Origin of the sequence: Moorella naiadis (nom. illeg.), from assembly GCF_051020825.1 — a bacterium.
GTDB classification, from domain to species: Bacteria; Bacillota; DSM-521; order Neomoorellales; family Neomoorellaceae; genus Neomoorella; species Neomoorella naiadis.
This window is the reverse complement of the sequence record NZ_JAXGFQ010000003.1, coordinates 88,672-115,482: the sequence shown is the minus strand read 5'-3', so window position 1 is coordinate 115,482 and position 26,811 is coordinate 88,672. Positions and strand designations below refer to the sequence as shown.

The window sequence follows — 26,811 nt, the reverse complement described above, 5'->3', positions numbered from 1 at the left end:
CTTTCTGCGCAATGTAGAAGTTGGATGTGAGCATAACACCAATTAAAGAAATGATGGGCAGGAATCTTTTCGCTTGTTGTCGAAAAGTAAGAATCAGGAGGTGAGGCCATGGGACAGGTGGGCGAAATCCTGCGCTCGACCCGCCAGGAGAAAGGGATTTCCCTGCGGGAAGCAGAAGAAGCCACTAAAATCCGCCGGAAATACCTGGAGGCCCTGGAGAACGGCACTTATGATGAAATTCCCGGCCGCGTCTATGCCCTGGGCTTTGTGCGTAATTATGCCCGTTACCTGGGCCTGGACCCGGCCGAAGTAACCGCCAGGTTTAAGGAAGAGTATCCGGCTAAAGAGGACCCCTATTCAGTGGAGGAGACCAGTATTACTGTACCCCGGTTAACAGCAGGGAAGTGGGGCCGCTGGTTACTGGTGCTGGGTGTTATCCTGCTTCTCTGGGGCGTAAACCGGCTCTATGGCTATTATCGACCCACCCCGGTGCCACCACCACCGCCGTCGGTGGCTGAACCAGCGCCAGGCACACCGCCGTCAGCAACCTCGCAACCACCTGTAACCCCGCAGCAACCCCCGGCCCCACCACCCCAGGTCCAGGGTGTGGAGATTAAGGTAAAGGCTACCGGTGATTGCTGGATCGGGGTTGCCATCGATGGCAAAAACGATTTCTCCGGTACTTTGAAATCGGGTGAAGAGAAGACCTTCCAGGGCCAGGACAGAATAAACATCACCCTGGGTAGCGCCGGTGCCGTCGAGGTAACCCTTAACGGTCAGGCTCAACCTCCTCTAGGTAAAAGAGGGGATGTAGTCACCTTTGAGGCTGATAAGGGCGCGAACCAGTTGCGGATAATTAAAAAGTGATGCCTAAAGTTGCCGTTATCACCCTTGGTTGTGCCAAAAACCAGGTCGAGAGCGAATATATGCTGGGGGTGCTGGAAAAGATCCACCTGGAACTGGTTGACGACCCCCGGCTGGCGGATGTAGTAATCGTTAATACCTGCAGTTTTATCACCGCCGCCAGGGAAGAAGCCCTGGCAACGATCATGGAACTCACCCAGACGGCCAACCGCCCCCGGATAATCGTCGCCGGTTGCCTGGCCCAGCAATATGCTGCCGAACTATGGCCGGAATTGCCGGAAGCGGCGGCCTTGATCGGCCCCGGTGCCACGGCCCGGTTGCCGGAGATTATCAAGCGGGTATTAAGGGGCGAAAGGGTCCTGGATGTCCCCGGCCCACAGGTCAGGGCGTGGGGATTGCCGCGTCTTACCGCCGGCGGCCAGCCGTCAGCTTATTTAAAGATCGCCGAGGGCTGCGATAACTGCTGCACCTATTGCACCATTCCAGCTATTAAGGGGCCCTACGCCAGCCGGCCTGTGGAGGATATACTGGTCGAGGGCCGTTCCCTGGCGGGAAGGGGCGTCAAGGAGCTGGTCCTGGTAGCCCAGGATACCACCGCCTACGGACTGGATTATTACGGGGCCTACCGCCTACCGGAACTGCTGCGCCGTCTGGCCCGAATTGACGGCATCGAGTGGTTACGTCTACTCTATGCCTACCCGACCCGGATTACCCCGGAACTAATCGAGGTCATGGCTACCGAGCCGAAGGTCGTGCCGTATCTCGATCTACCCCTCCAGCATGCCAGTGAAGGGGTTTTAAGGCGTATGGGCCGGCCGGGAACGGGAACCGCCGGCCTGCAGGCTATTGAACGCCTGCGCCAGGCTATGCCGGAAATAGCCCTGCGTTCCACCTTTATTGTTGGTTTTCCCGGCGAGGTGGAAGGGGATTTTCAGTTTCTCCTGGACTTTCTTGTCGCTGCTCGTTTAGACTGGGTAGGAGCCTTTAAGTTTTCCCCGGAACCAGGTACCGGGGCGGCCGAACTGCCCGGGCAGGTGCCGGAGGAAATTAAGGCGGAACGCTACCAAAGGTTAATGCTGCACCAGCAACCCATTACCCGGGCTGCTAACGAAGATTGGGTCGGCCGGGAGGTTCTGGTATTAAAGGAAAAGCCCGGAGCAGGCCGTAGTTTTCGCCAGGCCCCGGAAGTCGACGGCCTAATTTTTATGCAAAATGATGCCACCCCGGTAGGAACAATGGTGCGGGTAAAATTGACCCGGGTTCATCAGGTCTACGACCTGATAGGGGAGCCGGTATAGTATAGACGAAAATGCTGGTGAGATAAGGGGCTGGTGGGTACAGGCGGAGGGCGACTTGGTTTGAGGCGTAAGCAAACTCGAACTGTGCCGCGGCGAGGCGGCGGTGAACGGGATAGCGCGTATGGCAATAGTAACCATTTACGGTATAAACCTATTTTTAGGGAGGTTTAAAGGAATGACCCTGGCCAACAGGGTAACCATGATCCGCCTGATGCTGGTGCCTTTTTTTGCCTTCTTTGTCCTCCGCCCCCTGGGGCCGGGCTATTACCTGGCTGCCGGGTTGTTCGTCCTGGCGGCGGCTACCGACGGCCTGGACGGTTACCTGGCCCGCAGCCGGGCCGAGGTGACCAGGCTGGGGAAGCTCCTGGACCCCCTGGTGGATAAGCTCCTGGTGACTACAGCTTTGGTCTTGCTGGTCCAGATGCACCTGGCCCCTGCCTGGGTAGTGGTGATTATCATTGGCCGGGAATTTTTAATCAGCGGCCTGCGCCAGGTGGCTGCCGGCGAAGGATTAATCCTGGCCGCTAGTTCCCTGGGGAAACTGAAAACTATCGTCCAGGTAATAGCCGTTGTGGCCCTGTTAGTAGAGATGCCCAGCGCCACCCTAGTACTCTATGGCGCCCTTATCCTCACAACAGTCTCCGGCTTGCATTACCTCTTCCTGAACCGGGAGTTGCTTTATCGTATGGTTTAAAGGGGCAGTGGTAATACTGCCAGGTAATTCATAAGGTCCGGAACTTAAAAGTTTGCTATAATTGAAGGTGTGACCTTGGAGAGGAGTGTTAACTTTGCACTTCAAAGGGTGGCGCCTTCATTTCGTTTTACTTGCAGCCCTTTTGAGTTTAAGTTTACTGACCGGTGGCCAGTGGGCTTACCGGCACTTTGGCCAGGAAAAACCCCTGATCGGGGCCCTGGAGGCCGTGCCCGGAGTCCAGGCAGTAACAATGATGCCAGGTACGGGCTACCTGGAAGTCCAGATCAGCCTGGGCCCGGTAACGAATCTACAACAGACTTATACCGAGCTGGAGGAAATAATCCGGGGTGCCTACGGCCAGCAGCCCTTTAAAATCACCCTCCAGGACAACCCGGCGCCAGTTCTGGATAGGCTCTGGCAGGCCAGCCAGTACGCTGTCTATGAAGCTGCCGTCCAGGGCAACTTTACCAGCATGGCAGCCAGGGTGGGCGATCTTGCCCGCCAGGCCGGTATTTCTGGCTATGCCCTGAATATCGATGACCGGAACATTTATGTTGAGTTCCGCCAGGGGCAGAATTACCTTTACCGGGTAATCCCCAGGCAAACCGACGGTCGGCAGGGGGGGAGAAGTAGTGCTTAAGGAGATTGCTGCCGGTATAGCTGCAGGTGTCCTGATATTTTTAGCCCTCAAGGGAGTTGACGTCACACCTTTTCTCCTCCTGGCCGGGATGGGCTTTCTGGCTTACTGGTTAATTGAAAAGAAGGGTTTGCTTTCTTCTACCCTGGGTGGTAAATCCTATACCTCAACCAGCCCCGTTTCTTTTGCCGATATCGGGGGACAGGGGACGGCTATCCGGGAACTGAAAGAAGCCCTGGAGTTTTTATTGCGCAGCAACCAGGTCCAGGCCATGGGCATTCGTCCCCTAAAGGGCCTGCTCCTGAGCGGGCCGCCGGGGACGGGGAAGACCCTGATGGCCAGGGCAGCAGCCACCTATACTGATGCCGTCTTCCTGGCAACCAGCGGTAGTGAATTTATCGAGATGTATGCCGGGGTGGGGGCCCAGAGGGTGCGCAACCTGTTTAATCGCGCCCGGGAACTGGCCCGGTGCCAGCAAAAGAAACGGTCGATTATTTTTATCGATGAACTGGAGGTCCTGGGGGGCAAGCGGGGTAGCCATACCTCCCACCTGGAGTACGACCAGACCCTGAACCAGCTCCTGGTGGAGATGGATGGTTTAAAACAGGACCAGGAAGTTCAGATTCTAGTTATCGGCGCTACCAACCGGGCCGATTTGCTGGATCCCGCCCTCCTGCGGCCCGGGCGCTTTGACCGCCAGGTACGGGTCGATTTACCCGACCGCGAGGGACGGCTGGCTATTTTAAAGCTGCATACGGCCAATAAGCCCCTGGCGCCCGATGCCGATCTGGAGGTTATCGCCCGGGAGACCTTCGGCTTCTCCGGGGCGCACCTGGAGAGTGTGGCCAACGAAGCAGCCATCCTCGCCCTGCGGGAAAAGGTGCCGGTAATCGAGCAGAGGCATTTAATGGAAGCAGTCGATAAGGTTATGCTGGGTGAAAAACTGGGTCGCAAGCCTTCGCCGGAGGAATTATACCGCTTGGCCATTCATGAAGCCGGTCATGCTGTAACCGGGGAGCTGCTACGACCCAAGTCGGTTTCCCACGTGACCATTACTTCTCGGGGCCAGGCCCTGGGCTATACCAGGCAGAAACCCGAGCACGACATCTATCTTTATACCCGGGATTACCTAGAGACCCAGATCGCCATCTGCCTGGCTGGGGCAGTGGCGGAGACCCTGGTCCTGGGCAGCCGCAGTACCGGTTCCCTGAATGATTTTAAGGAATCCATCCGTCTGGCGCGGGTGATTATTACTTCGGGCTTGTCGGATCTGGGGGTAGTGGCCGAGGAGAATCTCTCCCAGGAGCAGATGCACGAGGCTTCGACTACAATCATTAACCAGGAAGAAGAGCGGGTCACCTCTTTACTGCAACCTCGCCTGGCAGTTTTGCAGGAACTTGCCCGGAGCCTGGTGGAAAGGGAAACCATTACCGGCCAGGAATTGCGGCTCCTCCTGCAGGATCAAGCTAAGGCCTCTTGAAAAAATTGGTCGCAGCAGCAGGATTATGGGTTGAACAGGGCGAATAAGATCCCAAGCAGGTGAGTCTAATGCGGCTGTTTATAGCCATTAATTTTTCCGCGGCCCTGATTGACCGTCTCGCCCGCTTACAGGGGGAATTACGCCGGCTGCCGGTGGCGGTAAAATGGGTAAACCCAGCCGGTATCCATTTAACTCTGAAGTTTTTGGGTGAGGTGGAACCGGCTGCGGTTGGGGCGATTGGCGCGGCCCTGGAGAAGGCCGCCCAGGGGATTAAACCCTGGGACCTGGAAGTAAAGGGTGCCGGTGTCTTCCCCAACGGGCGCTCCCCGCGGGTTGTCTGGGTCGGGGTGGAGTCCGGGGCTCCCTTGTATGACCTCCAGCGGCAGATAACGGCCGAGTACCTGGCCCTGGGTTTCAAGGCCGATACCTTTACCCCCCATTTAACCCTAGGCCGCCTGCGTCCAGGTGCTGCCTGGAATAGCATCGTGGGGGACAGGCTGCGGGAACTAGCGGGTGTTTCCTGGGGCCGGGAGAGGGTAACAGCCGTGAACCTCATGGAAAGCCGGCTAAGCCCCCGGGGCGCCCACTACCACCCCCTCCTAACTGTCAACCTGGAGGAGCCATTTATGGGGAGCTGACGCTCCGCCACGAAACCATGAAAATACTGGCAGAAGGGCTGGCGGGTACAGGAGGAAGGCGACTTGGTTCGAGGCGCCGGCAAACTTGAGCTGTGCCGCAGCGAGGCGGCGGTGAACGGGATGGGGATCGTAGCCTAAGTGTTGGTGACAGGGGTGAGTTAAAGCTGCGCCCGAAGCCGGCCGAGTTCGACACAAGTATAAGGCGCAACCAGCGCCCGGAGGGAACTGCCTCACCCCAGAAGTAGCGGTTCCAACGACGGCCAATTTTGGCAGAAGCCTATTTTAGAGGAGGCGAATTGAATACATGTCTTTAACTGAAAAACAGCGCGCCCTGGAAAACGCCCTGAGCCAGATTGAGCGGCATTTCGGCAAGGGTTCCATAATGCGCCTGGGTGAGAACGCTCGCCTTAGCGTCGAAGCGATACCCACCGGCGCCCTGCCCCTGGATCTGGCCCTGGGCGTAGGCGGGCTGCCCCGGGGCCGGGTAGTAGAGATCTTTGGCCCGGAATCCTCCGGTAAGACTACCGTAGCCCTGCATGTTATCGCCGAGGCCCAGCGGGCCGGCGGTACGGCGGCCTTTATCGACGCCGAGCACGCTCTGGATCCGGTTTATGCCCATAACTTGGGCGTAGATACAGATAACCTGCTGGTCTCCCAACCTGATACCGGTGAACAGGCCCTGGAAATAGCCGAAGCCCTGGTCCGCAGCGGGGCTATTGACGTGATAGTTATTGACTCGGTAGCCGCCCTGGTGCCTCGGGCCGAACTGGAAGGGGAGATGGGCGACGCCCATGTAGGTTTACAAGCCCGGCTAATGTCCCAGGCCCTGCGTAAACTGGCGGGGATCATCTCTAAATCCCGCACTGTAGCCATTTTTATTAACCAGTTGCGGGAAAAGGTAGGGGTCCTCTTCGGCAGTCCCGAGACCACCCCCGGCGGCCGAGCCCTGAAATTCTATGCCTCCGTGCGCCTGGATGTCCGCAAGATTGAACAGTTGAAGGCCGGTACGGAGATAGTCGGCAACCGTACCCGGGTCAAGGTGGTAAAGAATAAAGTAGCGCCCCCCTTTCGCCAGGCTGAGTTTGATATTGTCTACGGTCGAGGGATCGATAGAGAGGGCTGCCTCCTAGATATGGGGGTTGACCTGGATATCGTCAAAAAGAGCGGCGCCTGGTATTCCTTGGGAGAAGAACGCTTGGGACAGGGGCGCGAGGCCGTCAAGGATTTTCTTAAGGAACACGCCGATCTGGCCAGCGTTATTGAGGCCCAGATCCGGGAAAAGGTTGGGTTGAATAATCATCCGGCTACTAAAGAAGATGCCACCCCGGCCGACGTCTGAGCCCTCGCCGGCAGCAGCCTGGGAATACGCCCTCCAGCTGCTAACCTACCGCCAGCGCAGCGAAAGGGAACTGGCCCGGCGTTTGCAAACCCGGGGGTTTAGCGATCAGGTGGTAACAGATACTATCGACAGGTTAAAAGGGGCCGGCTTCCTGGACGATGAACGTTTTGCCCGGGATCAGGCTACTTATCGCCTGGCCACCCACCCGGTGGGCCGGCGTCGCCTCCAGCAGGAGTTGCAACAAAGGGAAATAGACCCCGGGCTGGCGGCAATAACCGTTAATGAACTCCTGACCCCGGAAGCCGAACTGGCGGCGGCCAGGGAACTGGCCGGGAAATACCGGCGTCGCACCGGTGAGGACAATCGGCACTATGCCTGCCGCCTGGCGCGTTTTCTCTGGCAGCGGGGATACGGCGGGGAGATAATCCAACACCTGCTGGCCGAAATACATATCGAGGACGATATTGACAGGCCCCGGTAAAAAGAATACAATAATTTTGGGAGAAACTAGGTATAGGATTACTACCATAAACCTTTATTTTTTGCTTTCACTACCGGGTTTAGCCTGGATGGAATATAACTTTTTGACCTGTAGTAGATGGTCTAATTGTTTTGAGCTTCCCAACAGGCGGCATATGGTCCTGGTTTTGAACCAAATAAAGGGCATTTGGTAAGTATTCCTATGGTTAAGCCGAGTTTCGACTCGGCTTTATTTTATGGGCGGGAGGTGAAGAGCAATACAGTATCTCTTGTACGCGTTAATAGCTTTTCTAGTGGGCGGTGTCGGTGGTTATGCCATCCGTAAATACCTAGCCGAGGCTAAGATAGCCTCGGCGGAAAAGGCCGCCGCCGCTATTATTGAAGAAGCCAAAAAGGAAGCTGAAGCCAAGAAGAAAGAAGCAGTCCTGGAGGCCAGGGATGAGGTCCACCGCATGCGCAGTGAGGTGGAGCGGGAAAACCGGGAACGGCGCAATGAACTCCAGCGCCTGGAACGGCGTTTACTGCAAAAAGAGGAATCCCTGGATCGGAAGACAGAGTCCCTGGAGCGCAAGGAGACTAACCTGCACCGTCAGGAAGAAGCAGTCCAGAAAATCAGGGACGAGGTGGAAAAACTGCGCCTGCAGCAGGTGAGTGAGTTGGAGCGGATTTCCGGCCTAACTACCGAAGCAGCCAAGAACATCTTGCTGAAGAATGTTGAAGAAGAAATCCGGCATGAAACAGCCCTGATGATCAAGCAAGTAGAAGCTGAAGCCAAGGAAGAGGCCGAGAAGAAAGCCCGGGAAATCATTACCCAGGCCATCCAGCACTGTGCTGCTGATTATGTGGCGGAAGCAACGGTCTCGGTGGTTAATTTACCCAACGATGAGATGAAGGGGCGGATAATCGGTCGCGAAGGCCGCAATATCCGGGCCCTGGAAACCCTGACCGGAGTGGACCTGATTATTGATGATACCCCGGAGGCGGTTATCCTTTCCAGCTTTGATCCCATCCGCCGCGAGATAGCCCGGATTGCCCTGGAAAAACTCATCGCCGACGGGCGTATCCATCCGGCAAGAATTGAGGAAATGGTAGAAAAGGCCCGGCGGGAGCTGGAGACGAAGATCCGGGAGGAAGGCGAACAGGCCACCTTTGATGTCGGTATCCACGGCCTGCACCCGGAACTGATTCGCCTGCTGGGTAAATTAAAATACCGTACCAGCTACGGCCAGAATGTCCTGAAACACTCCCTGGAGGTCGCCTTCCTGGCTGGCGCCATGGCCGCCGAGCTGGGGGTTGACGTCCAGGTAGCCAAACGGGCCGGCCTGCTCCACGATATCGGCAAAGCCGTCGATTTTGAGGTGGAGGGGCCCCACGTTAACCTGGGGGTTGAGCTGGCCAAGAAATACCGGGAATCTCCCGAGGTTATCCACGCCATTGAAGCCCATCATGGCGATGTGGAGCCTAAAACCATCGAAGCCGGCCTAATCCAGGCGGCTGACGCCATCTCAGCGGCCCGTCCGGGAGCCCGGCGCGAGACCCTGGAAGCTTATATCAAACGCCTGGAGAAACTGGAGGAGATCGCCAACTCCTTCAACGGCGTGGAAAAATCCTACGCTATCCAGGCCGGCCGGGAAGTCCGCATCCTGGTTAAACCTGACAAGATTGATGATGCCCTGGCAGTACGCCTGGCCCGGGATATTGTCAAGACTATTGAACAATCTATGGAGTACCCCGGCCAGATCAAGGTGGTGGTAATCAGGGAAACCAGGGCCGTTGATTATGCCAAATAACTAAACGCGAAAGACCGGTGGCAGGGATGGGTGAGGTTTTACCATCTCTGCCATTAAATTTTCACTCTCCGGGAAGGACAAGGCAGGCAGGATTTTGCTAACTGGTGCAGAAGTAGTGTCATATTGGCGGCAACATCTTATACATAAAGTACGGGGCAGGTGTCTACCATGAGCCTGAAGTACAAACACGGCGGCGAGGTATCCGACAGCATAGGTCTGTTGATTTCTATTCTGGTGCGCTATCCGGAAGTGGGGACCATTAATTATGAACCCCACGACCAGGTCCTGCGTTTTACCTTTATGCTGGCGCAGCCGGTAGAGGAAGAGAGAGTCCGGGCCTTTGAAACGAAGTTCCATAAATCCCTGGAGGTTTATAACTACTTGGAAGATCGGGATGCCAGGGTTATCAACCTACACCACACCTACGACGATCAAATAATGTCCCTTGAAGTACAGCGGGATGTGGCCACCCTTTCCCGGGACGAGATTAACCTGATCATGACCCTGGTACAGGAGGAGTTTGGCTCCAGCCTGGTCGTGGAAAACAATGATGAAGTAATGGAAGAGGAATTAATCCTGCAGGAAGAGTTAATCGACCATATGCTCGAGAGTGTCAAGGGGACTACCTCCGAGAGACAGCTGATTGCCTTCCGGGAAGAGGGACGGGTTATGGTATTTAATAAGTAACCAAAGGTGAATAATAAAATGCAAGCAACCAACAAGGGAAGTTAAGGGGAATTTCGTTGCGAATTTTAATGATTGGTGACGTGGTGGGGCGGCCGGGCCGGCGGGCGGTGCGGGAAGTCCTACCGGCTTTACTCCAGGAACACCGGCCTGATCTGGTGATAGCCAATGGCGAGAATGCTGCCGGGGGTAATGGTATCACACCAGATACCGCCGGTGAACTTTTTGCCAGCGGCATTGACCTGCTCACCATGGGCAACCACGTTTGGGATAAAAGGGAAGCCCTGACCCTGTTGGAGCAGGAGGAGCGGATTGTCCGGCCGGCCAATTATCCTCCCGGCACTCCGGGCCGGGGCTATACCCTTTATCCCGTACGGGAGGATTTAAAAGTCGGGGTTATCAATCTGTCCGGCCGTATCTTCCTCCCCCCCCTGGATTGCCCCTTCCGCCTGGGGCAGGAGCTCGCCGCAGAATTGCGGCGGGAAACGCGGGTCATAGTAGTAGATTTTCATGCTGAGGCGACTTCAGAAAAGGTAGCCCTGGGCAGGTATTTAGACGGCCAGGTGAGTGCCGTTGTCGGCACCCATACCCATATCCAGACGGCCGATGCCCGGGTTCTGCCCGGGGGCACGGCTTACATAACTGATGTAGGTATGACCGGGCCCCGGGATTCCGTCCTGGGGGTTAAAACAGAGATCATTCTGCACCGGTTTTTAACCCAGTTACCAGTGCGGTTTGAGATTGCGGACGGGGTGGTGCAACTGGAGGCTGTACTTCTGGATATTGATCCTGCCACCGGCCGGGCTATGGGCATCCAGCGGCTGCAACACTCTGGTACCCCCTGAAGTTGAAGGTATACCCTGCTTAGGATAGGAGGTCAAGGCTGGCCCCGCGGCAATACCTGGGATAGTTGTATATGCGGTAATTACAACTTAAATGAATTATATGCTTTTTAAGAGGAATTTTTCCCTGCACAGCGAATAGATAGTATCAAAGACAGGTATGAGGGGGGTTATTCTTTATGGAAGTTTTGAAAGTAGCCGCCAGGTCCAACCCGAACTCCGTGGCTGGAGCCCTGGTCGGGGTTTTACGGGAAAAGGGCGGGGTGGAGATCCAGGCGGTTGGGGCCGGGGCTTTAAACCAGGCCATTAAAGCGGTGACTATTGCCCGGGGTTTTGTGGCCCCCCGTGGCCTGGATATAGTCTGTATCCCGGCCTTTGTCGATATCGAGATTGATGGCCAGGAACGCACGGCAGTCAAGCTCATTATAGAGCCCCGGGCAGCAGGGATCAACGGGTTGAGCGAAAAGTTAAATCTGGAACCTGTTACCGCCAGGTAGCAGGCTTTTTTAGGTTATAATAAAGCCAAGAAAATAGTAACCGGGTGATAGTTTGGCTGCAGATCTCCATGCTCATACCACAGCCTCCGATGGCCACCTGTCCCCGGCCCGGGTAGTACACCTGGCCGGCGAGAAGGGGTTGGCGGCCCTGGGGATAACTGATCACGATACTGTTGCCGGCCTGGCGGAAGCCCTGGCCGCCGGGCAGGAAATCGGTCTGCCGGTAATCGCCGGGATCGAGTTAAGTACCGAGGCGGAGGGCCGGGAGGTCCACCTCCTGGGTTACGGTTTCGACTGGCACCAGCGGGATCTTCTGGCCTTTTTAGCCGTTATGCGCCAGGCTCGCTACCGGCGCTGCCTGAAGATTGTCGCCCGGCTGCGGGACCTGGGCTATGACCTGCAGGTGGCGGATGTGGAGCAGGAGGTCCGGGGTGAAGCCATGGGCCGGCCCCATATAGCGGCCGCCCTGGTACATAAGGGCTATTTACCCTCCGTAGATGCCGCCTTTAAAACCCTGTTAGCGCGGGGGCGCCCGGCTTACGTGCCCCGGACCAGGGTACCACCCGCCTGGGCCGTGGAGATAATTTTAAAAGCCAGGGGCCTGCCGGTCCTGGCCCACCCGGGTCTCAGCCAGGTGAATGATCTAATTCCCAGGCTGGTAGCCGTTGGCCTCCAGGGTCTTGAGGTTTATTATCCCTATCATGACGCCGCCGTCATGAGGCATTACCGGCAAATAGCTACTGCCTACAACCTGGTTATAACCGGTGGTTCCGATTTCCACGGGCGACCGGGAGATACCCACGCCGACCTGGGCTCCTGCACCTTAAATGCGGCTGAGCTGGAAAGGTTAATGGAGCGATTGCAAAAGATTAAGGAGCAGGCGACTAAGGATTGGGCGCCGGGCATATACTTTAACAAATGAACAGGAGGGGGTGGGGGCCGTTGGCTGATGATAGCCAGGCAGCCCTTTACCGGCGAATTAAAGAATTGGAAAGCAGGATCGAGCAATTGCGGATCAGCCGGCGTGTCCTGATGCGCCTGGTGGAGAAAAGCGAGGTCGAGAAGTGGGAAATAGTGAACCGCTTGCGCTGGGAAAAGGAACAACTGCAGACCCGTAACCATCGTTATGCCCGGGCCATCTGGCAAAAAAACAAGGAATTAGTATTCTTAGCGGGCAAGCTGCAAGGGCATATTGTGCCCGGGGCTTGACCGGTATAGAGGGATGGTTTATACTATAGTCAAATTTAATAAACAACAGGTGCTTGCCGGGAAAAGGGAATCAGGTGTAAATCCTGAGCGGTCGCGCCACTGTAACCGGGGAGTTTTTCCTCAAGTAGCCACTGGTGTTATACTGGGAAGGCGAGGGAAAGCAGGGAGCCGGGAGCCAGGAAACCTGCCTGTTGCTGAACCCTCGCGTTTAGGGGTGAAATATAAAAGAATTTACTCCAGCCGTTTGCGCGAGGCTGGAGTTTATTTTTGCGGCGGGAACTGGCCGCCGTAAACGTCATTTCAGGTAGGTAGGGTATTTTGGATGGCAAAATGGAAGAACGCGGGCCGCTGATCATGATCACCGGCGGTAGCCGGAGCGGCAAGAGCAGCCTGGCAGAGGAACTGGCAGGCCGGGCAGGGGGTGAAGTCGTCTACCTGGCAACAGCCACCGTTGATGATGCCGAAATGGCTGCTCGGGTGGCCAGGCATCGCCGCCGCCGCCCGGCCTGCTGGCGGACGGTGGAGGTTCCCCTGGAGGTTGCCGCGGCGATAGAACAAGAAGGTGCTAGAGCTGTTACCCTACTCATGGACAGCCTGGGGATGTGGCTTACCAACCTCCTGGGTAGTTACGACGGCGAGGGAGCAGGTAGCCAGGATGAGCAGGAGAAGATTATCGCGGGCATTATGGCCAAGGTGCAGGAGCTGGCTGTCGCAGCCCGCCAGGCCCGGGCGCGGGTAATTATCGTTACCGATGAGGTGGGGCTGGGCCTGGTGCCACCCTATCCCCTGGGCCGCCTTTTTCGCGACCTCCTGGGCCTGGCCAACCAGGAGCTGGCCCGCCAGGCCGATACAGTATACTTGGTTGTAGCCGGTCTGCCAGTAGTCCTCAAGGGTGAAGACCTATCACCCTCCTTCCCTCATGGGGACTAGCGTCCCAACCGAGGATAAGCGCAGCCGCCTGTTTGAGGCCGGAGGCCGAGTTAAAGCTGCGCCCGAAGCCGGCCGAGCTCGACACAAGTATAATGGCGCCACCAGCGCCTGAAAGGAACCTGCCTTACCCCCGAAGTAGCTAACCATATTATTGGAGGAGAAACCGGTGGCCAAAGAATTACGACGGGGCTATACAACCGGCACTTGCGCCGCAGCGGCGGCCCGGGCCGCCGCCCTGGCCTTGTGGCGGCATGAAACGGTAAATACAGTCTCCCTGACCTTGCCCCGGGGCGAAAAAATAATCATGCCGGTTACCCTGCTTCAGAAAAATCTTGATGAGGTCGAGGCAGTAGTAATTAAAGACGCCGGCGACGACCCCGATGTCACCGACGGCGCGGCCGTTCACGTCCGCGCCCGGAAAAGAGCTAAGGGGATCGTCCTGCGGGGCGGTGCTGGCATCGGTACAGTTACCCGGCCCGGCCTGGCCGTGCCGGTGGGAGAACCGGCCATTAATCCCGTGCCCAGGGCCATGATTAACAGTGCGGTAGCTGACCTGGTACCGGCCGGCCAGGGAATGGAGCTAGAGATTAGCATCCCCAGGGGTGAAGAGCTGGCCCGGCGCACCCTGAACCCCCGCCTGGGGATTACCGGCGGTTTATCCATCTTGGGCACCACCGGCATAGTCGAACCCATGTCGGAGGAAGCCTTCCGCACCTCCCTGGTACCCCAGATCGATGTCGCCCTGGCAGCTGGCTGGAAAACCCTGGTTTTGACGCCGGGCCGTCTGGGCCAGCGCCAGGCCGAGGAGAAATATGGCCTGCCGGCCACCGCCGTTATCCTCACCAGCAATTTTATCGGTTACCTTTTGGAGGCCTGCGCGGAACGCCCGGTCAAGGGGGTTCTCCTCTGGGGCCACGCAGGCAAGCTGGTGAAGGTAGCGGGCGGTATTTTTTATACCCACAGCCATATTGCCGACGCCCGCCAGGAGATTATCGCCGCCCGGGCGGCGGCAGCAGGGGCCTCCCGTGAACTGGTACAAGAGATCCTGGCCGCCACCACGGTGGAGGCAGTCCAGGAGTTATTGCAGCGAGCAGCCATGGAACCGGGTTTCTGGGATTCCCTGGCGGCTCTGGCCAGCCAGCGGGCCACGGCCCTGGTCCATGGGGCTTTAACTATCGGTACAGCCCTCCTGAACCTCCAAGGGGAGATCCTGGGCCTGGATGCGACCGCGCGGCAGATAATGGGGGGCTTTAGTTATGTCTAGGAAAAGTTGGTTAGCAGTCATTGGTGTGGGTCCCGGTACCCCGGAATACCTGACCCCGGCAGCCTGCCAGGCAGCCCGGGCGGCGGAGATCCTGGTCGGGGGTCGCCGGGCGCTGGACCTCTTTGCGGATCTACCCCGGGAGAAACAGGTTCTTGGCGGCGACCTGGAGAAGGTATATACCTTTCTACAGGAGGTACGTCCCCGGCCTACAGCAGTCTTGGTTTCCGGGGATCCGGGCTTCTATAGCCTGCTGGGATGGCTGCGGCGCAAATTCCCCGGGGAGAAAATAACCGTTATTCCCGGTATCAGTTCCGTCCAGCTGGCCTTTGCCCGCCTGGGCCGGGGCTGGGAGGGAGCGATTTTCCTGAGCCTCCACGGGCGCCCCCTGACAACCCTGGCCCCCTACCTTCCCCGCCTAACGGAAAAGTCGGTACAGCTGGCGCTGCTGACCGGGGGCAGCAATACCCCGGCAGCCCTGGGGAGCTATCTGGCCAGCCACGGCCTGGCTGACCTGATGTTGTGGATTGGCTGGGAATTGGGTACGAAAAAGGAAGGGACAATCTGGCTGACAGCCGCCGAACTGGCCAGCTCGGTTCTGCCGGCTGCAGGGGTGGTGCTCATGGGCTATGAACAGGAGTGACTGGCCCTTTCTAACCCCGGGGATTCCAGATTTCTATTTCACCCGTGACCGGGTACCCCTCACCAAGGAGGAGATCCGGGTTCTGACCCTGGCTAAAGCCCGGCTGGGGCCGGGGATGACCGTCTATGATATCGGCTCCGGGACCGGTTCCCTGGCCATCGAAGCGGCCAGGCTGGTGGGGCCGGGACAGGTCCTGGCCATTGAGGTTAACCCAGTGGCCTGTAGCCTTATTACCGAAAATGCCAGGCGATTTGGTTTAAATAATCTCCAAGTAGTAGCCGGTGCGGCGCCGGCCGCCCTAGCGGGGTTGCCGGCCCCGGAGCGGGTTTTGATCGGCGGCAGTGGCGGCCACCTAGCAGCAATTCTAGCTACCTGCCATGAAGTGTTGCTGCCAGGTGGAGTCATGGTTATTAACGCCGTTACCCCCGCAACCCTGAGTACGGCCCTGAACTTTGGCCAGGGCAGGGGTTATCAAGTAGCGGCCGTATCAGCGAGCCTGGCCCGCCTGGAGCCGGCCGGGCAGGCCCACATCTGGCGGGCTTTAAACCCGGTGCAGATTATCCAGTTGATCAAAGAGAAATGAGGAGTAGCTCAAGATGTACGGGACACTTTACGGCCTGGGTGTCGGGCCCGGGGATCCATCCCTGCTGACGCTGAAGGCCCGGGCGATTTTGGAAGAAGTACCGGTCGTTGCCGTTCCCGTTTCCCAGCGGGGGGAAGAGAGCCTGGCCCTGCAGGTGGTGCGGCAATTTCTCCGGCCGGAACAGCAAATTTTAAACCTTTTTATGCCCATGAGCCGCGACCAGGCGTATCTGGAACAATCGTGGGACGCTGCGGCCGCAGAACTGCGGGAGCACCTGGCCGGGGGGCGCGATATCGCTTTTCTTACCCTGGGCGATTCCTCCCTGTACAGTACTTATAGCTACCTGGTTCAGCGGCTGCAAAGGATAGAACCGGGCCTTAAAATAATTACTGTGCCCGGGGTTACCTCCTTTGCTGCTGCTGCTGCCGGCCTAAACCTACCCCTGGCCACGGGGGATGAACCATTGGCCATTATCCCGGCTTTGAGGGACCCGGCTACCCTAAAAGAGTACTTGTCCCTCTTTCCCAACTTGGTTTTAATGAAGGTGGCGCGCCACTACGACGCCATTGTCGAGGTTCTCCAAGAGGCCGGGGTGGCAGAAAAGTCGGTCCTGGCCAGCCGCTGCGGCCAACCGGGGGAGAGCTTTAATCGCGACCTGGCGGCCGGTAAGGGGCAGAAACAGGACTACCTGTCCTTGATTATCGTCAAAGGAGGCGGGCAGTCATGAAGGTTTATTTTGTCGGCGCCGGACCGGGAGACCCGGAGTTAATTACGGTCAAGGGACGCCGCCTGCTGGGGGAAGCCGGGGTGGTGATTTATGCCGGTTCCCTGATCAACCCGGAGATTTTACAGTATGCGGCTCCGGGGGCTACCTGTTACGACAGCGCCTCCTTGACCCTGGAAGAAGTCCTAACCCTAATGCAGCAATCCATTACCAGGGGTGAGATGGTTGTTCGCCTGCATACCGGCGACCCCTCTTTATACGGTGCCATTCAGGAACAAATGGACGCTCTGGCGCGGCTGGGCATCCCCTTTGAAGTGGTACCCGGGGTCAGCTCCTTTGCCGCGGCTGCGGCTGCGGTGGAGCGGGAGTTCACCCTCCCTGGCGTCAGCCAGACATTGATTTTAACCAGACGGGGGGGACGGACGCCGGTACCGGCCCAAGAAAGCCTACCGGAACTGAGCCGCCATCGGGCCAGCCTCTGCCTTTTCCTCAGCAGCCAGTCCCTAGCTACAGCTACGGCGGAACTGGCCGGGGGTTATGGGGTAGAGACCCCGGCGGCCGTGGTTTACAAGGCTTCCTGGCCTGAGAAGAAAGTGGTCAGGGGCACCCTGGGGGATATTGCCTCTCTAGCCCAGGCAGCTGGTATTGAGCGGACGGCCCTGTTGCTGGTAGGGGATTTTCTGGCCGGGGGATATGAGCGCTCCCGCCTCTATGATCCCGCCTTCAGCCACGGCTACCGCGGGGCCAAGGATAACCATGGCCAGGGGTAAAGGCGCCGCCGATTACAGATATGGAAGCGAAGGTAGCCAGCCAAGGATAACTATGCCCGGGGGCGAGGGGCTGGCCGTCGTCGCCCTGACTTGGCCAGGGCTGCAGACGGCCCGGCGCCTGGTCGGGTCTTTACCACCGGGGACAGAGCTCTTTGCCCCCGCCAGCCTGGCCCCTACTGCCGGGCCGGAGACCGGGGCAGTAAAAAGCAACCAATTGTATGACGCCGGTAGATTGGCTACCGGGGACGCAAATAGCGTCAGGTTTTACCAGGGCCGGTTAGGTGATCTTCTGGGGGAGATCTTCCACCTGTACCGGGGTTTGATCTTGATCATGGCTACCGGGATCGCCGTCCGGTCCCTGCGCGATTATATAGTTTCCAAGAAAACCGATCCTGCTGTCGTGGTAGTCGATGCCAGTGGCCGGTACGCCATTAGCCTGCTCTCCGGCCATCTGGGGGGAGCCAATGAACTCGCCCGCCAGGTAGCCGCCATCCTGGGGGCGGAGGCGGTGATTACCACTGCCAGTGAAACCCGGGGCCTGCCGGCCCTGGACCTGGTTGCCGGGCGCCTGGGTCTAGGCGTCTGGCCGCGGAACAACCTGACGGCAGTAATGGCCGCCCTGGTGAACGGCGAGGAGGTCGAAGTGTTGGTTGAACCCTCCCTGCTGGCACTCCTGCAGGTCGAACTGCCGGAGCTGGCCATCCGGCCCCTGGGGGACCAAGCCGGAGTCTGGGGTGACCGGGCCGGGATCCTGGTTACCTGGCGGCGGTTGCCCCTTCCTGGACCGCGCTGGGTTTTCTGGCGGCCGCAGGTGCTGGCTGCCGGGGTTGGTTGCCGCCGGGGCACCCCGGCCAGCGTTATTCTCTATGCCCTGGGGATGGCTTTGCAGCAAGCCGGTCTCAGCCGCCGGAGCCTGCAGGTACTGGCCAGCGTCGATTTTAAAGGCCGCGAACCGGGACTACAGCTGGCAGCCCGGCGGCTGGGGCTGGAGCTGCGTACCTTTACACCGGAAGAACTGGCTGCCTGCCTGGAACGGCACCCGGAACTGAGTAGCTCGGCGGTCGTAGCGGCCCGGGTGGGCCTGGCCGGTGTTTGCGAACCGGCAGCCTTGCTGGCAGGGGGAGAGGGGGAATTACTTTGGCCGAAAATGAAATACCGGGGAGTAACCATTGCCCTGAGCCTGGCGCCAGTGGTGAGCTAATGGTTATCGGCCTAGGCCCTGGACAAGAAGGGGAGATGACGGCCCGGGCCAGGGAAGCCCTGGAGCGTGCCCAGGTAATCGTCGGGTACCGGACTTATATTGATTTAATCGCCACCCTGATTGCCGGGCGCGAGGTGGTAGTTAACGGGATGACCGGTGAAGTCGCCCGGTGCCGGGAGGCAGTGGCCAGGGCGGCGGCCGGGGCCAGGGTAGCCATTGTTTCCAGCGGTGACCCCGGTGTGTATGGTATGGCCGGGCTGGTGCTGGAGATCCTGGCCAACCACCCCTGCGGTCAGGAAATACCGGTAACTATCATTCCCGGGGTGACGGCAGCTACAGCGGCCGCTGCCGCCCTGGGAGCGCCCCTGATGCACGATTTCGCCGTCATCAGCCTCAGCGACCGGCTGACTCCCTGGGAGGTTATCGGCCGGCGCCTAGAAATGGCGGCGGCAGCCGACTTTGTTTTAGTATTCTATAACCCCCGCAGCCATGGCCGGCCGGACCACCTGGGGCGGGCCCGGGAGATAATCTTGAAGTACCGCCAGCCAACTACCCCGGTAGGGGTAGTGCGTAATGCCGGCCGGGAGGGTGAGGTTACCTGGGTGCGGGACCTGGGCAGCCTCCTGGAAGTGCCGGTGGATATGGTGAGCACCGTCATTGTCGGCAACAGCCAGACCCGGGTCCTGGATGGGCGCCTGGTGACACCGCGGGGGTACCGGGTATGATCCTTACCCTGGCGGGAACGGCCGACGGCCGGGAGGTAATCCAGGCCCTAAGTAAGGCCGGTTACCCCGTACTGGCCACCGCTGTGACGCCCTATGGGGCCAAGCTGGCCCGGGACGCCGGGGCGGCCAGGGTCCGGGAGGGAGCCCTGGAGGCGCCCGACCTGACCGCCCTGCTGGCGGGGGGGTCCATCCAGGCGGTCATTGATGTCACCCACCCCTATGCCACCATCATTACCGCCCAGGCCCGGGCCATCTGCCGGGCAGCCGGGGTGCCCTATTTCCGTTACCGGCGGCCGCCGGCAGCAATTCCGGCCCACCCGCAGGTCACCCTGGCCGCTGGCTGGGACGAGGCAGTGGAACTGGCAGCCCGCTACCGGACAATCATGTTGACAATCGGTACCAGACACCTGGAGCTCTTTACGACCGCTCCGGCCCTGGCAGGCAAAAGAATTATCGCTCGCATCCTACCTGAGGTAGCTTCCTTAGAGGAATGTCGCCGCCTGGGACTTTGGCCGGGGGATATCATCGCCATCCAGGGGCCGTGCAGTTATGAGCTCAACTGCGCCCTTTATCGCCAGTTCGCCGTCGAAGCAATGGTTACCAAGGACAGCGGTAGCACCGGCGGGGTGGCGGCCAAAGTCCAGGCCGCCCTGGACCTGGGCCTGCAGGTAATTATCATCAGCCGGCCGCCGGAACCAGACGCCCTGCCCCTGGAGGAGATCCTGAAACAGTTACAGCAAAATTCTCCCGAACATTATTTTTGGAGGAGGTCAACAATGGCTACAGGCATAATTTTGCTGGGCCACGGCAGCCGGATACCGGAGGCTAACGAACACTTGAGGGTCCTGGCCGCCCAGGTGCGGGAGATCCTCGGTGATGTCCGGGTCGAGCCCTGCTATATGATGCGTACCCATCCCAACCTGGCCGAGGGTATAGCCACCCTGGTAAAAGAAGGCCGGCAGAAGATAATCGTCGTGCCGATGTTCTTTTGCAACGGTCTCCACGTCCAGAGGGATATTCCTGAGCAGCTGGCCGCCGCCAGGGAACTTTATCCGGAAGTTGAATTTATCTATGGTACTAATCTGGGCGCCGACCGACGCATAGCCGAGGTAATAGTTGAGCGCATTCAGGAGGTGGCGCCGGTTGGAATTTCTATATGATCCGCAGGCCATTGAGGCCCGCAGCCGGGAGATAATCGCGGCCCGGGTGGGTGACCTGGGCCTGGAACCGGCAGTCCGCGCCATCGTTACTCGTATTATCCACGCCACCGGGGATCTGGGCTACGCTGGCCTGGTAGCCTACCATCCCCGGCTGGTGCCGGTGGCCACGGCAGCCCTGCGCCAGGGGGCGGATATTATTACTGATGTGGAAATGGTCCGTAACGGCATCAGCAGTCACCTGGTATCCCGGAGTGGGGGCCGGGTTATCTGCGCCATCAAGGAGGAGCAAGTGCGGCAGGAAGCTGCTGCCCGGGGGGAAACCCGGGCTATGGTCGCCATGGAATACCTGGCTCCCCGGATGGCTGGGGCCATTATTGCCATCGGCAACGCTCCCACGGCCCTTTTCCGCCTCCTGAAGTTAATGGCCAGTGGCCTGGCCACGCCAGCAGCAGTCGTCGGTACACCGGTGGGTTTTGTCGGCGCTGCGGAGGCCAAGGCAGCCCTGGAGAAGGCCGGCGTGCCCTACCTGACAGTCCGGGGACCCAAGGGTGGCAGTACGGTAGCCGTAGCTGCCGTTAACGCCCTATTGCACTTGACCTGGGATGGGGAGGAATAGCTTGTGGCCAGAGCTATTATGCTCCAGGGGACCAGCTCCAATGTTGGCAAGAGCGTCCTGGCAGCTGCCCTCTGCCGCATTTTTTACCGCAATGGTTACCGGGTAAGCCCCTTCAAATCCCAAAACATGGCCCTTAATTCCGGGGCTACCCCCGACGGGGGTGAGATGGGCCGGGCACAGATTGTCCAGGCCTTGGCCGCTGGGGTGGTGCCCCGGGTGGAGATGAACCCGGTCCTTCTCAAACCGACAGCCCATGCCTGCTCCCAGGTGGTGGTCCTGGGAAGGCCGGTAGGCAACCTGGGTGCCAGGGAGTATCATGGAAAATTTAACCAGCAGCTGTGGTCCAAGGTCGAAGAGGCTTATGCGGCCCTAGATCGGGAGTTTGACATCATCGTCATCGAAGGGGCCGGCAGCCCGGCGGAGATCAACCTGAAAGATCAGGAAATCGCCAACATGCGGGTAGCAGGTCTGGCCCGGGCGCCGGTTCTCCTGGTGGCCGACATCGACCGTGGCGGTGCCCTGGCGGCAGTGGTAGGTACCCTCGAACTTTTGGAGCCCCGGGAGCGGGAGATGGTGGCTGGGATCATTATCAACAAGTTCCGGGGCGACCTGGACCTGTTAAAGCCGGCCCTGGATTTCCTGGAAAAGCGAACCGGTAAGCCGATCCTGGGAGTTATCCCCTTTATACCGGATCACGGCCTGCCGGAAGAGGATTCCGTGGTCCTGGAGGAGGCCACCGGCCGGCCGACCCTCCCGGGAGAGATTGAAATCGCGGTTATCAAACTACCCTGTATTGCTAACTTTACTGATTTTGATGCTCTAACCAGGGAACCAGGGGTTAATCTCCGTTATATCGACAACCCGGGCGACCTGGGGAACCCGGATCTGGTAATCCTCCCGGGCAGCAAGAACACCAGCGGCGACCTCCTGTGGCTGCGGCGCCAGGGCCTGGCGGCGGCTATTAAGGACCTGGCTGCCCGGGGGACCCCGGTACTGGGTATCTGTGGTGGTTACCAGATGCTGGGCTGGGAGATCAGCGATCCGGAACGGGTGGAAACTGATGCCGGCCGGGTCGAGGGTCTGGGTCTCCTGCCGATAAAAACCATCTTTCAGACCACCAAGGCTACCAACCAGGTGCGGGGCGTCATCACGGGTTCAGGGCCCTTCCTGGAGCCCCTCCAGGGCCGGGAGGTGCAGGGATACGAGATTCATATGGGGGCCAGCGTTCTCTGTGCCGGCAGCCCGGCCTTTAAAATTACCTCCCGCGGTGGTCAGCCGGTAGCTATTGATGATGGGGCCATGGCTAGCGAAGGACTCATTCTGGGTACTTATATTCATGGTATCCTGGATAACGATTTTCTGCGGCAGCGAATCCTCAGTGTCCTGCGGGCCAGGCGGGGCCTCCCCGAGAGCCCCGGGGTAGCAGACTTTGTTGCTGAGCAGGAACGGCGTTTTGACACCCTGGCCCGGCAGGTGGCCGCCAGCCTTGACCTGCAGTTCCTGGGGGCCATCATGGGCTTGGAACGCCCCCTGGTGGAGCCTGGCGGTGGTTACTGAGCTGTTGCTCCTGGTCCTGGCGCTCTTTCTGGACCTGCTGGTGGGAGACCCGCCCTGGCTGCTTCATCCTACCCAGGTCATGGGGGCCGGGATATCTAGCCTGGAAAGGCTTCTGTGGCGGCCGGGAGCCCGGCCGGGTTATTTACTTATTACCGGTGGGGCCGTGGCAGTAATCATTATTAGTGTCACCGGGGTGGTAACCCGGGCGCTACTGGTACTGGCCAGCAGGGCCGGTCACTGGGTGGAGTTTCTCCTGGCTGGATGGTTGCTGGCTACCACCATTGCCCCCCGGGGCCTGGCTGCGGCCGGCAGGAAGATCAGCCGCACCTTGAAGGCCGGGGATCTGGAGGCAGCCCGGCGCCAGGTAGGGTTGATTGTTGGCCGGGATACCGCTGATCTGACGGTAGCCGGGGTGACCAGGGCCACCGTGGAAACCATAGCCGAAAATACAAGCGACGGCATTATCGCCCCCCTCTTTTATTTTTTCTTGGGAGGGGTACCCCTGGCCATGGCCTACCGGGCGGTGAACACCCTGGATTCCATGCTGGGCTATAAAAATGAGCGCTACCTGTATTTCGGCCGGGTGGCAGCCAGGGTGGACGACCTGGTCAATTACCTCCCGGCCCGGCTTGCCGGGCTGGCTATCTGCGGGGCCGCCCTCCTGGTGGGGCAGGGCCGCCGGGCCTGGCGGACCATGTTGCGGGATGCCCGGCAGCACCCCAGTCCCAACAGCGGTTACCCGGAGGCAGCCATGGCCGGCGCCCTGGGCATCCGATTAGGGGGTCTCAATTATTACGGCGGGATACCCTCCCGGCGGCCCTTTATTGGCGACGCTGCCAGGGAACTGGAACCGGCTGACATTGACCGCGCTATTAGCCTCATGGCCGGCGCGACGGTTATCGCCGCCCTGGCCGGGGGTATCTACCTAGTTTTCGGGAGCCATTGGCTCTGAGAGGAAAGAAGAGTATGACCTGCGAACGGATTGTTATTGCCGGTACCAGGAGCGGCGTCGGCAAAACCAGTATTGCTACGGGTCTGATGGCCGCTCTGGCGGCCAGGGGCATGAAAGTCCAGGGGTTTAAAGTCGGTCCCGACTATATTGATCCCAGCTACCACACCTTGGCTACCGGCCGTCCCTCCCGCAACCTGGATACCTTTTTATGCCCCCCGGCAGCAGTGCTGGAGGCCTTCGAGGGCGCTGCCGTTACCGGCGACATCGCCATCATTGAAGGAGTTATGGGCCTCTATGATGGCCACCGGGATAACGGCAGTGGGAGTACGGCCGCTATCGCCCGGCTGCTGGCGGCCCCGGTTCTCCTGGTCGTTGATGCTACCTCCCTGGGGCAGAGTGTGGCCGCTGAGGTGCTGGGGTACCGTTCCCTGGACCCCGGGGTGCAGCTGGCCGGGGTTATCCTTAACCGGGTTAGTAACGAGGCCCACCTGGAGTTACTGCGTCGGGCGATAGAAGAGTATACCGGTGTGCCGGTGGTTGGCTGGTTGCGGCGTGGGGCGTTACCGCCCCTGCCCTCCCGGCACCTGGGGTTGATCCCGGCCGGGGAACAGGCAGGCCTCCCCGCTGTCCTGGCGGAGCTGGCCGCAGCCGTAGCCGCCGGCCTGGACCTGGAACGGGTAGTCGCCCTGGCCGGCGGGGCCGGTCCCCTGCCGGCAGGGGCGGGCCGCTTCTTTGCCGCCGCCCGGGCGGAGGCGGGGGAAACTATTCCGGTAGCCGTGGCCAGGGACCAGGCCTTCAGTTTTTACTACCAGGATTCCCTGGATTACCTGGTTGCCTTGGGGGCTGAACTGCTTCCCTGCAGTCCCCTCCAGGACAGCAGCTTGCCACCGGAAGCCGCCGGAGTGATTATCGGCGGCGGTTTTCCGGAGATCTTCCTGGAGGAACTGGCGGCCAACAGGCCCCTGTTAGAAGACCTGCGGCGGCAGGTGGCCCGTGGCCTGCCCCTCTACGCCGAGTGTGGCGGCCTCATGTACCTGACCAAGTCAAGCACCGATCTGGAGGGCCATACCTGGCCCCTGGCCGGTGTTATACCAGCCGCCTGCCGTATGCAAAGAAAGCTGGCCGGCCTGGGCTACCGGGAGGCCTATCTTTGCCGCGATAACCTCCTGGGCCGGCAGGGCGACCGCCTCTACGGCCACGAGTTTCATTACTCCACCCTGGCGGATACGGCAACCGGCTTCCCCCCGGCCTATACCTGGAAGCTGCGGGGCGTACCGCATTATGACGGCTACGGCACCCGGCAGGTAGTGGCCTCTTATCTGCACCTGCATTTTTTAGGCAACCGGCAGGCCGCCCAAAACTTCCTGGCCGCCTGCCGAAAATTTAAAGGAGGAATTGGTAATGTCGCTACTTGAGCAGACCCTGCAGGTTATCAAACCCCTGGACGACGAAGCCATGACCAGAGCCCAGGCCCACCTGGACGACCTGACCAAACCCCCGGGCAGCCTGGGAACCCTGGAAGACATCGCCCGGCGCCTGGCCGGGATCCGGGGTGAGGTCCCCCGCCGTATATCCCATAAGGCCCATATCCTCATGGCCGGGGATCACGGCGTCGTGGCCGAAGGAGTCAGTGCCTTCCCCCAGGAAGTCACCCCCCAGATGGTCTTTAACTTTAGCCAGGGCGGGGCGGCCATCAATGTCCTGGCCCGTCATGCCGGCGCCGAGCTGGTTTTGGTAGATATCGGTGTTGCCAGCGAGCTACCCGATCTTCCAGGCTTATTAAAACGGAAAGTAGCCCCGGGAACGGCCAACCTGGCCCGGGGTACGGCCATGACCAGGGAACAGGCCATAGCGGCCCTGGAAGTCGGCATTGAGGTTGCCAATGACAAGATCAACGCTGGTCATGAGTTGCTGGGCATCGGCGAAATGGGCATCGGCAATACTACCCCCAGTTCGGCCATCCTGGCCGTCTTTAGTGGCCGGCCGGTGGAAGAGATTACCGGCCGGGGTACGGGAGTCGACGATACAAGATTAGAATTAAAGATTAAGGCCATCAAACAAGGCCTGGCAGTTAATAAACCGGATCCAACTGATCCCCTGGATATCCTGGCTAAAGTCGGCGGCCTGGAGATTGCCGGTATGGCCGGGGTCATTCTGGCCGGGGCCGCCCGGCGGGTACCGGTAATTATCGACGGCTTTATCTCTGGCGCAGCGGCCCTGATAGCCACCAAGATGGCTCCCTTGGCCGGGGAGTTTATCCTGGCTTCTCATCTCTCTGAGGAACCAGGCCACGCCGCCACCTTAGAATTAATGGGTCTGAAACCAATGCTGACCATGCGCATGCGCCTTGGAGAAGGCACAGGTGCCGCCTTGGGTATGACCCTGGTGGATGCCGCCATTATGATTTACCATGAGATGGCCACCTTCAGCCAGGCCGGCGTCTCGGGAGCCCTGGACCATTGAGTAACCAGCTGGCGGCCTTTCTGACTGCCCTCCAGTTCCTGACCAGAGTACGCCTGAGTAACCGGGGTAACCGGGAGGTTTCTTTCCAGGCGAGCATCGTCTATTTCCCCCTGGTGGGGCTAATCCTGGGGTTAATCCTGGCGGCTGCCGGGTTGGTTTTAAACCACTTCGTGCCAGCCGCCAGGGCCGGCTTCCTCCTGGCCCTGGGCGTTTTCCTGAGTGGCGGGTTACATCTGGACGGCTTTATCGATACCATGGACGGTCTTTTGTCCGGCCGGGAGCGGGAGCGGGTCCTAGCGATTATGAAGGATAGTCACGTCGGTGCCCACGGGGTAACGGCAGTGATTACCCTGCTGTTGCTGAAGTTCAGCCTATTATTCTCCCTCCCCCCGGCCCGCCTCTGGCTAGGGGACCTGCCCTTGTCACCCTTCCTGCTTTTAATGCCGGTGTTGGCCCGCTGGGCCATGGTACCGGCCCTGACCTGTTTCCCCTATGCCCGCCGGGAGGGCCTGGGCAACCTCTTTGGGGCCGGTCAGGGCCGCCGGGCCCTAATTCTGGCCACCGTGGCTGCTATTGCCTTGAGCTGGCTGGCCCTGGGTTGTGGAGGATTAATACTGATGGCCCTGGTGGCCCTGACCGCCTGGTGGTGGTGCCGCCGCCTCACGGTGGTTCTGGGCGGCCTGACAGGGGATACCTATGGCGCCCTAGCGGAGCTGACCGAGGTTTTTGTCCTGGCGGTGGTAGTTTTATTCCGGCCATGGTTGGGGGTGTGAT

At 59.5% G+C, this 26,811-nt stretch carries 29 protein-coding genes and 1 riboswitch; all 29 genes read left to right on the top strand.

Going from position 1 to position 26,811, the window contains the following annotated elements; genetic code table 11:
* Positions 1-108: 108 nt before the first annotated feature.
* The gene (locus SDD30_RS02990) at positions 109-867 is read left to right on the top strand and encodes a helix-turn-helix domain-containing protein (RefSeq protein WP_434073447.1); all 759 of its coding nucleotides are present in this window, start codon (positions 109-111) and stop codon (positions 865-867) included.
* A complete protein-coding gene (gene rimO / locus SDD30_RS02985) occupies positions 867-2,162 on the top strand; it encodes a 30S ribosomal protein S12 methylthiotransferase RimO (protein WP_434073533.1) in 1,296 nt (431 codons plus the stop codon). The genes SDD30_RS02990 and rimO overlap by 1 nt, the downstream gene beginning before the upstream one ends.
* 175 nt (positions 2,163-2,337) lie before the next feature.
* Entirely contained in the window at positions 2,338-2,856 is a 519-nt protein-coding gene (gene pgsA, locus SDD30_RS02980; RefSeq protein WP_434073446.1) for a CDP-diacylglycerol--glycerol-3-phosphate 3-phosphatidyltransferase, read from the top strand.
* A 94-nt stretch (positions 2,857-2,950) separates the two neighbouring features.
* Positions 2,951-3,496 (top strand): hypothetical protein, encoded by a 546-nt coding sequence (locus SDD30_RS02975; RefSeq protein ID WP_434073445.1) that lies wholly within the window; start codon positions 2,951-2,953, stop codon positions 3,494-3,496.
* Entirely contained in the window at positions 3,489-4,973 is a 1,485-nt protein-coding gene (locus tag SDD30_RS02970) for an AAA family ATPase (protein ID WP_434073444.1), read from the top strand. The genes SDD30_RS02975 and SDD30_RS02970 overlap by 8 nt, the downstream gene beginning before the upstream one ends.
* A 68-nt stretch (positions 4,974-5,041) precedes the next feature.
* Entirely contained in the window at positions 5,042-5,611 is a 570-nt protein-coding gene (thpR, locus tag SDD30_RS02965) for an RNA 2',3'-cyclic phosphodiesterase (protein ID WP_434073443.1), read from the top strand.
* A 304-nt stretch (positions 5,612-5,915) separates the two neighbouring features.
* Entirely contained in the window at positions 5,916-6,950 is a 1,035-nt protein-coding gene (gene recA / locus SDD30_RS02960; RefSeq protein ID WP_434073442.1) for a recombinase RecA, read from the top strand.
* Complete coding sequence (locus SDD30_RS02955) at positions 6,928-7,431, top strand: regulatory protein RecX (protein WP_434073441.1); 504 nt, start codon at positions 6,928-6,930, stop codon at positions 7,429-7,431. Before recA ends, SDD30_RS02955 begins: the two co-directional genes overlap by 23 nt.
* A 268-nt stretch (positions 7,432-7,699) precedes the next feature.
* Positions 7,700-9,220 carry a ribonuclease Y gene (gene rny, locus SDD30_RS02950; protein ID WP_434073440.1) on the top strand — a complete coding sequence of 507 codons (1,521 nt, stop codon included), beginning with the start codon at positions 7,700-7,702 and terminating at the stop codon, positions 9,218-9,220.
* Between the two features lie 168 nt (positions 9,221-9,388).
* The gene (locus tag SDD30_RS02945) at positions 9,389-9,907 is read left to right on the top strand and encodes a hypothetical protein (RefSeq protein ID WP_434073439.1); all 519 of its coding nucleotides are present in this window, start codon (positions 9,389-9,391) and stop codon (positions 9,905-9,907) included.
* A gap of 56 nt (positions 9,908-9,963) precedes the next feature.
* A complete protein-coding gene (locus SDD30_RS02940) occupies positions 9,964-10,749 on the top strand; it encodes a TIGR00282 family metallophosphoesterase (protein WP_434073438.1) in 786 nt (261 codons plus the stop codon).
* A gap of 176 nt (positions 10,750-10,925) precedes the next feature.
* The gene (locus SDD30_RS02935) at positions 10,926-11,243 is read left to right on the top strand and encodes a stage V sporulation protein S (RefSeq protein WP_434073437.1); all 318 of its coding nucleotides are present in this window, start codon (positions 10,926-10,928) and stop codon (positions 11,241-11,243) included.
* A 52-nt stretch (positions 11,244-11,295) separates the two neighbouring features.
* Positions 11,296-12,165 carry a PHP domain-containing protein gene (locus SDD30_RS02930; protein ID WP_434073436.1) on the top strand — a complete coding sequence of 290 codons (870 nt, stop codon included), beginning with the start codon at positions 11,296-11,298 and terminating at the stop codon, positions 12,163-12,165.
* A 20-nt stretch (positions 12,166-12,185) separates the two neighbouring features.
* A complete protein-coding gene (locus tag SDD30_RS02925; RefSeq protein WP_434073435.1) occupies positions 12,186-12,452 on the top strand; it encodes a translation initiation factor 2 in 267 nt (88 codons plus the stop codon).
* A 30-nt stretch (positions 12,453-12,482) separates the two neighbouring features.
* A riboswitch (cobalamin riboswitch) is annotated at positions 12,483-12,658 on the top strand.
* A 112-nt stretch (positions 12,659-12,770) separates the two neighbouring features.
* Complete coding sequence (cobU, locus tag SDD30_RS02920; RefSeq protein WP_434073434.1) at positions 12,771-13,382, top strand: bifunctional adenosylcobinamide kinase/adenosylcobinamide-phosphate guanylyltransferase; 612 nt, start codon at positions 12,771-12,773, stop codon at positions 13,380-13,382.
* Positions 13,383-13,548: 166 nt separating this feature from the next.
* A complete protein-coding gene (gene cbiD / locus SDD30_RS02915) occupies positions 13,549-14,646 on the top strand; it encodes a cobalt-precorrin-5B (C(1))-methyltransferase CbiD (RefSeq protein ID WP_434073433.1) in 1,098 nt (365 codons plus the stop codon).
* Complete coding sequence (cbiE, locus tag SDD30_RS02910) at positions 14,639-15,286, top strand: precorrin-6y C5,15-methyltransferase (decarboxylating) subunit CbiE (RefSeq protein ID WP_434073432.1); 648 nt, start codon at positions 14,639-14,641, stop codon at positions 15,284-15,286. The genes cbiD and cbiE overlap by 8 nt, the downstream gene beginning before the upstream one ends.
* The gene (cbiT, locus tag SDD30_RS02905; RefSeq protein WP_434073431.1) at positions 15,273-15,869 is read left to right on the top strand and encodes a precorrin-6Y C5,15-methyltransferase (decarboxylating) subunit CbiT; all 597 of its coding nucleotides are present in this window, start codon (positions 15,273-15,275) and stop codon (positions 15,867-15,869) included. Before cbiE ends, cbiT begins: the two co-directional genes overlap by 14 nt.
* Positions 15,870-15,882: 13 nt before the next feature.
* Complete coding sequence (gene cobI, locus SDD30_RS02900; RefSeq protein ID WP_434073430.1) at positions 15,883-16,596, top strand: precorrin-2 C(20)-methyltransferase; 714 nt, start codon at positions 15,883-15,885, stop codon at positions 16,594-16,596.
* Positions 16,593-17,363, top strand: coding sequence for a precorrin-4 C(11)-methyltransferase (gene cobM / locus SDD30_RS02895; protein WP_434073429.1), 771 nt, complete (start codon positions 16,593-16,595; stop codon positions 17,361-17,363). Before cobI ends, cobM begins: the two co-directional genes overlap by 4 nt.
* On the top strand, positions 17,350-18,564 hold the full coding sequence (locus SDD30_RS02890; protein ID WP_434073428.1) for a cobalt-precorrin 5A hydrolase: 1,215 nt from the start codon (positions 17,350-17,352) through the stop codon (positions 18,562-18,564). Before cobM ends, SDD30_RS02890 begins: the two co-directional genes overlap by 14 nt.
* Entirely contained in the window at positions 18,564-19,289 is a 726-nt protein-coding gene (gene cobJ / locus SDD30_RS02885) for a precorrin-3B C(17)-methyltransferase (protein ID WP_434073532.1), read from the top strand. Before SDD30_RS02890 ends, cobJ begins: the two co-directional genes overlap by 1 nt.
* Positions 19,286-20,449, top strand: a complete 1,164-nt coding sequence (cobK, locus tag SDD30_RS02880; protein ID WP_434073427.1) for a precorrin-6A reductase — start codon at positions 19,286-19,288, stop codon at positions 20,447-20,449. Before cobJ ends, cobK begins: the two co-directional genes overlap by 4 nt.
* Positions 20,433-21,065: a precorrin-8X methylmutase gene (locus tag SDD30_RS02875; protein ID WP_434073426.1), complete on the top strand. Its 633-nt coding sequence runs from the start codon at positions 20,433-20,435 to the stop codon at positions 21,063-21,065. Before cobK ends, SDD30_RS02875 begins: the two co-directional genes overlap by 17 nt.
* A gap of 3 nt (positions 21,066-21,068) precedes the next feature.
* On the top strand, positions 21,069-22,622 hold the full coding sequence (locus SDD30_RS02870) for a cobyric acid synthase (protein ID WP_434073425.1): 1,554 nt from the start codon (positions 21,069-21,071) through the stop codon (positions 22,620-22,622).
* On the top strand, positions 22,612-23,574 hold the full coding sequence (gene cbiB / locus SDD30_RS02865) for an adenosylcobinamide-phosphate synthase CbiB (protein ID WP_434073424.1): 963 nt from the start codon (positions 22,612-22,614) through the stop codon (positions 23,572-23,574). Before SDD30_RS02870 ends, cbiB begins: the two co-directional genes overlap by 11 nt.
* A 14-nt stretch (positions 23,575-23,588) precedes the next feature.
* On the top strand, positions 23,589-24,989 hold the full coding sequence (locus SDD30_RS02860; RefSeq protein ID WP_434073423.1) for a cobyrinic acid a,c-diamide synthase CobB: 1,401 nt from the start codon (positions 23,589-23,591) through the stop codon (positions 24,987-24,989).
* A complete protein-coding gene (gene cobT, locus SDD30_RS02855; protein WP_434073422.1) occupies positions 24,976-26,037 on the top strand; it encodes a nicotinate-nucleotide--dimethylbenzimidazole phosphoribosyltransferase in 1,062 nt (353 codons plus the stop codon). The genes SDD30_RS02860 and cobT overlap by 14 nt, the downstream gene beginning before the upstream one ends.
* Positions 26,034-26,810, top strand: a complete 777-nt coding sequence (gene cobS, locus SDD30_RS02850) for an adenosylcobinamide-GDP ribazoletransferase (protein WP_434073421.1) — start codon at positions 26,034-26,036, stop codon at positions 26,808-26,810. The genes cobT and cobS overlap by 4 nt, the downstream gene beginning before the upstream one ends.
* Position 26,811 lies beyond the last annotated feature (1 nt).

What these genes read in the sequence shown, in the direction of transcription:
- cobI (WP_434073430.1), top strand. Translation starts at nt 15,883, where the DNA reads ATGTACGGGACACTTTACGGCCTGGGTGTCGGGCCCGGGGATCCATCC.
- SDD30_RS02890 (WP_434073428.1), top strand. Translation starts at nt 17,350, where the DNA reads ATGGCCAGGGGTAAAGGCGCCGCCGATTACAGATATGGAAGCGAAGGT.
- rimO (WP_434073533.1), top strand. Translation starts at nt 867, where the DNA reads ATGCCTAAAGTTGCCGTTATCACCCTTGGTTGTGCCAAAAACCAGGTC.
- pgsA (WP_434073446.1), top strand. Translation starts at nt 2,338, where the DNA reads ATGACCCTGGCCAACAGGGTAACCATGATCCGCCTGATGCTGGTGCCT.
- cbiE (WP_434073432.1), top strand. Translation starts at nt 14,639, where the DNA reads ATGTCTAGGAAAAGTTGGTTAGCAGTCATTGGTGTGGGTCCCGGTACC.
- SDD30_RS02990 (WP_434073447.1), top strand. Translation starts at nt 109, where the DNA reads ATGGGACAGGTGGGCGAAATCCTGCGCTCGACCCGCCAGGAGAAAGGG.
- SDD30_RS02935 (WP_434073437.1), top strand. Translation starts at nt 10,926, where the DNA reads ATGGAAGTTTTGAAAGTAGCCGCCAGGTCCAACCCGAACTCCGTGGCT.
- cobM (WP_434073429.1), top strand. Translation starts at nt 16,593, where the DNA reads ATGAAGGTTTATTTTGTCGGCGCCGGACCGGGAGACCCGGAGTTAATT.
- cobJ (WP_434073532.1), top strand. Translation starts at nt 18,564, where the DNA reads ATGGTTATCGGCCTAGGCCCTGGACAAGAAGGGGAGATGACGGCCCGG.
- recA (WP_434073442.1), top strand. Translation starts at nt 5,916, where the DNA reads ATGTCTTTAACTGAAAAACAGCGCGCCCTGGAAAACGCCCTGAGCCAG.
- SDD30_RS02860 (WP_434073423.1), top strand. Translation starts at nt 23,589, where the DNA reads ATGACCTGCGAACGGATTGTTATTGCCGGTACCAGGAGCGGCGTCGGC.
- SDD30_RS02955 (WP_434073441.1), top strand. Translation starts at nt 6,928, where the DNA reads ATGCCACCCCGGCCGACGTCTGAGCCCTCGCCGGCAGCAGCCTGGGAA.
- cbiT (WP_434073431.1), top strand. Translation starts at nt 15,273, where the DNA reads ATGAACAGGAGTGACTGGCCCTTTCTAACCCCGGGGATTCCAGATTTC.
- thpR (WP_434073443.1), top strand. Translation starts at nt 5,042, where the DNA reads ATGCGGCTGTTTATAGCCATTAATTTTTCCGCGGCCCTGATTGACCGT.
- SDD30_RS02945 (WP_434073439.1), top strand. Translation starts at nt 9,389, where the DNA reads ATGAGCCTGAAGTACAAACACGGCGGCGAGGTATCCGACAGCATAGGT.
- cobK (WP_434073427.1), top strand. Translation starts at nt 19,286, where the DNA reads ATGATCCTTACCCTGGCGGGAACGGCCGACGGCCGGGAGGTAATCCAG.
- cobT (WP_434073422.1), top strand. Translation starts at nt 24,976, where the DNA reads ATGTCGCTACTTGAGCAGACCCTGCAGGTTATCAAACCCCTGGACGAC.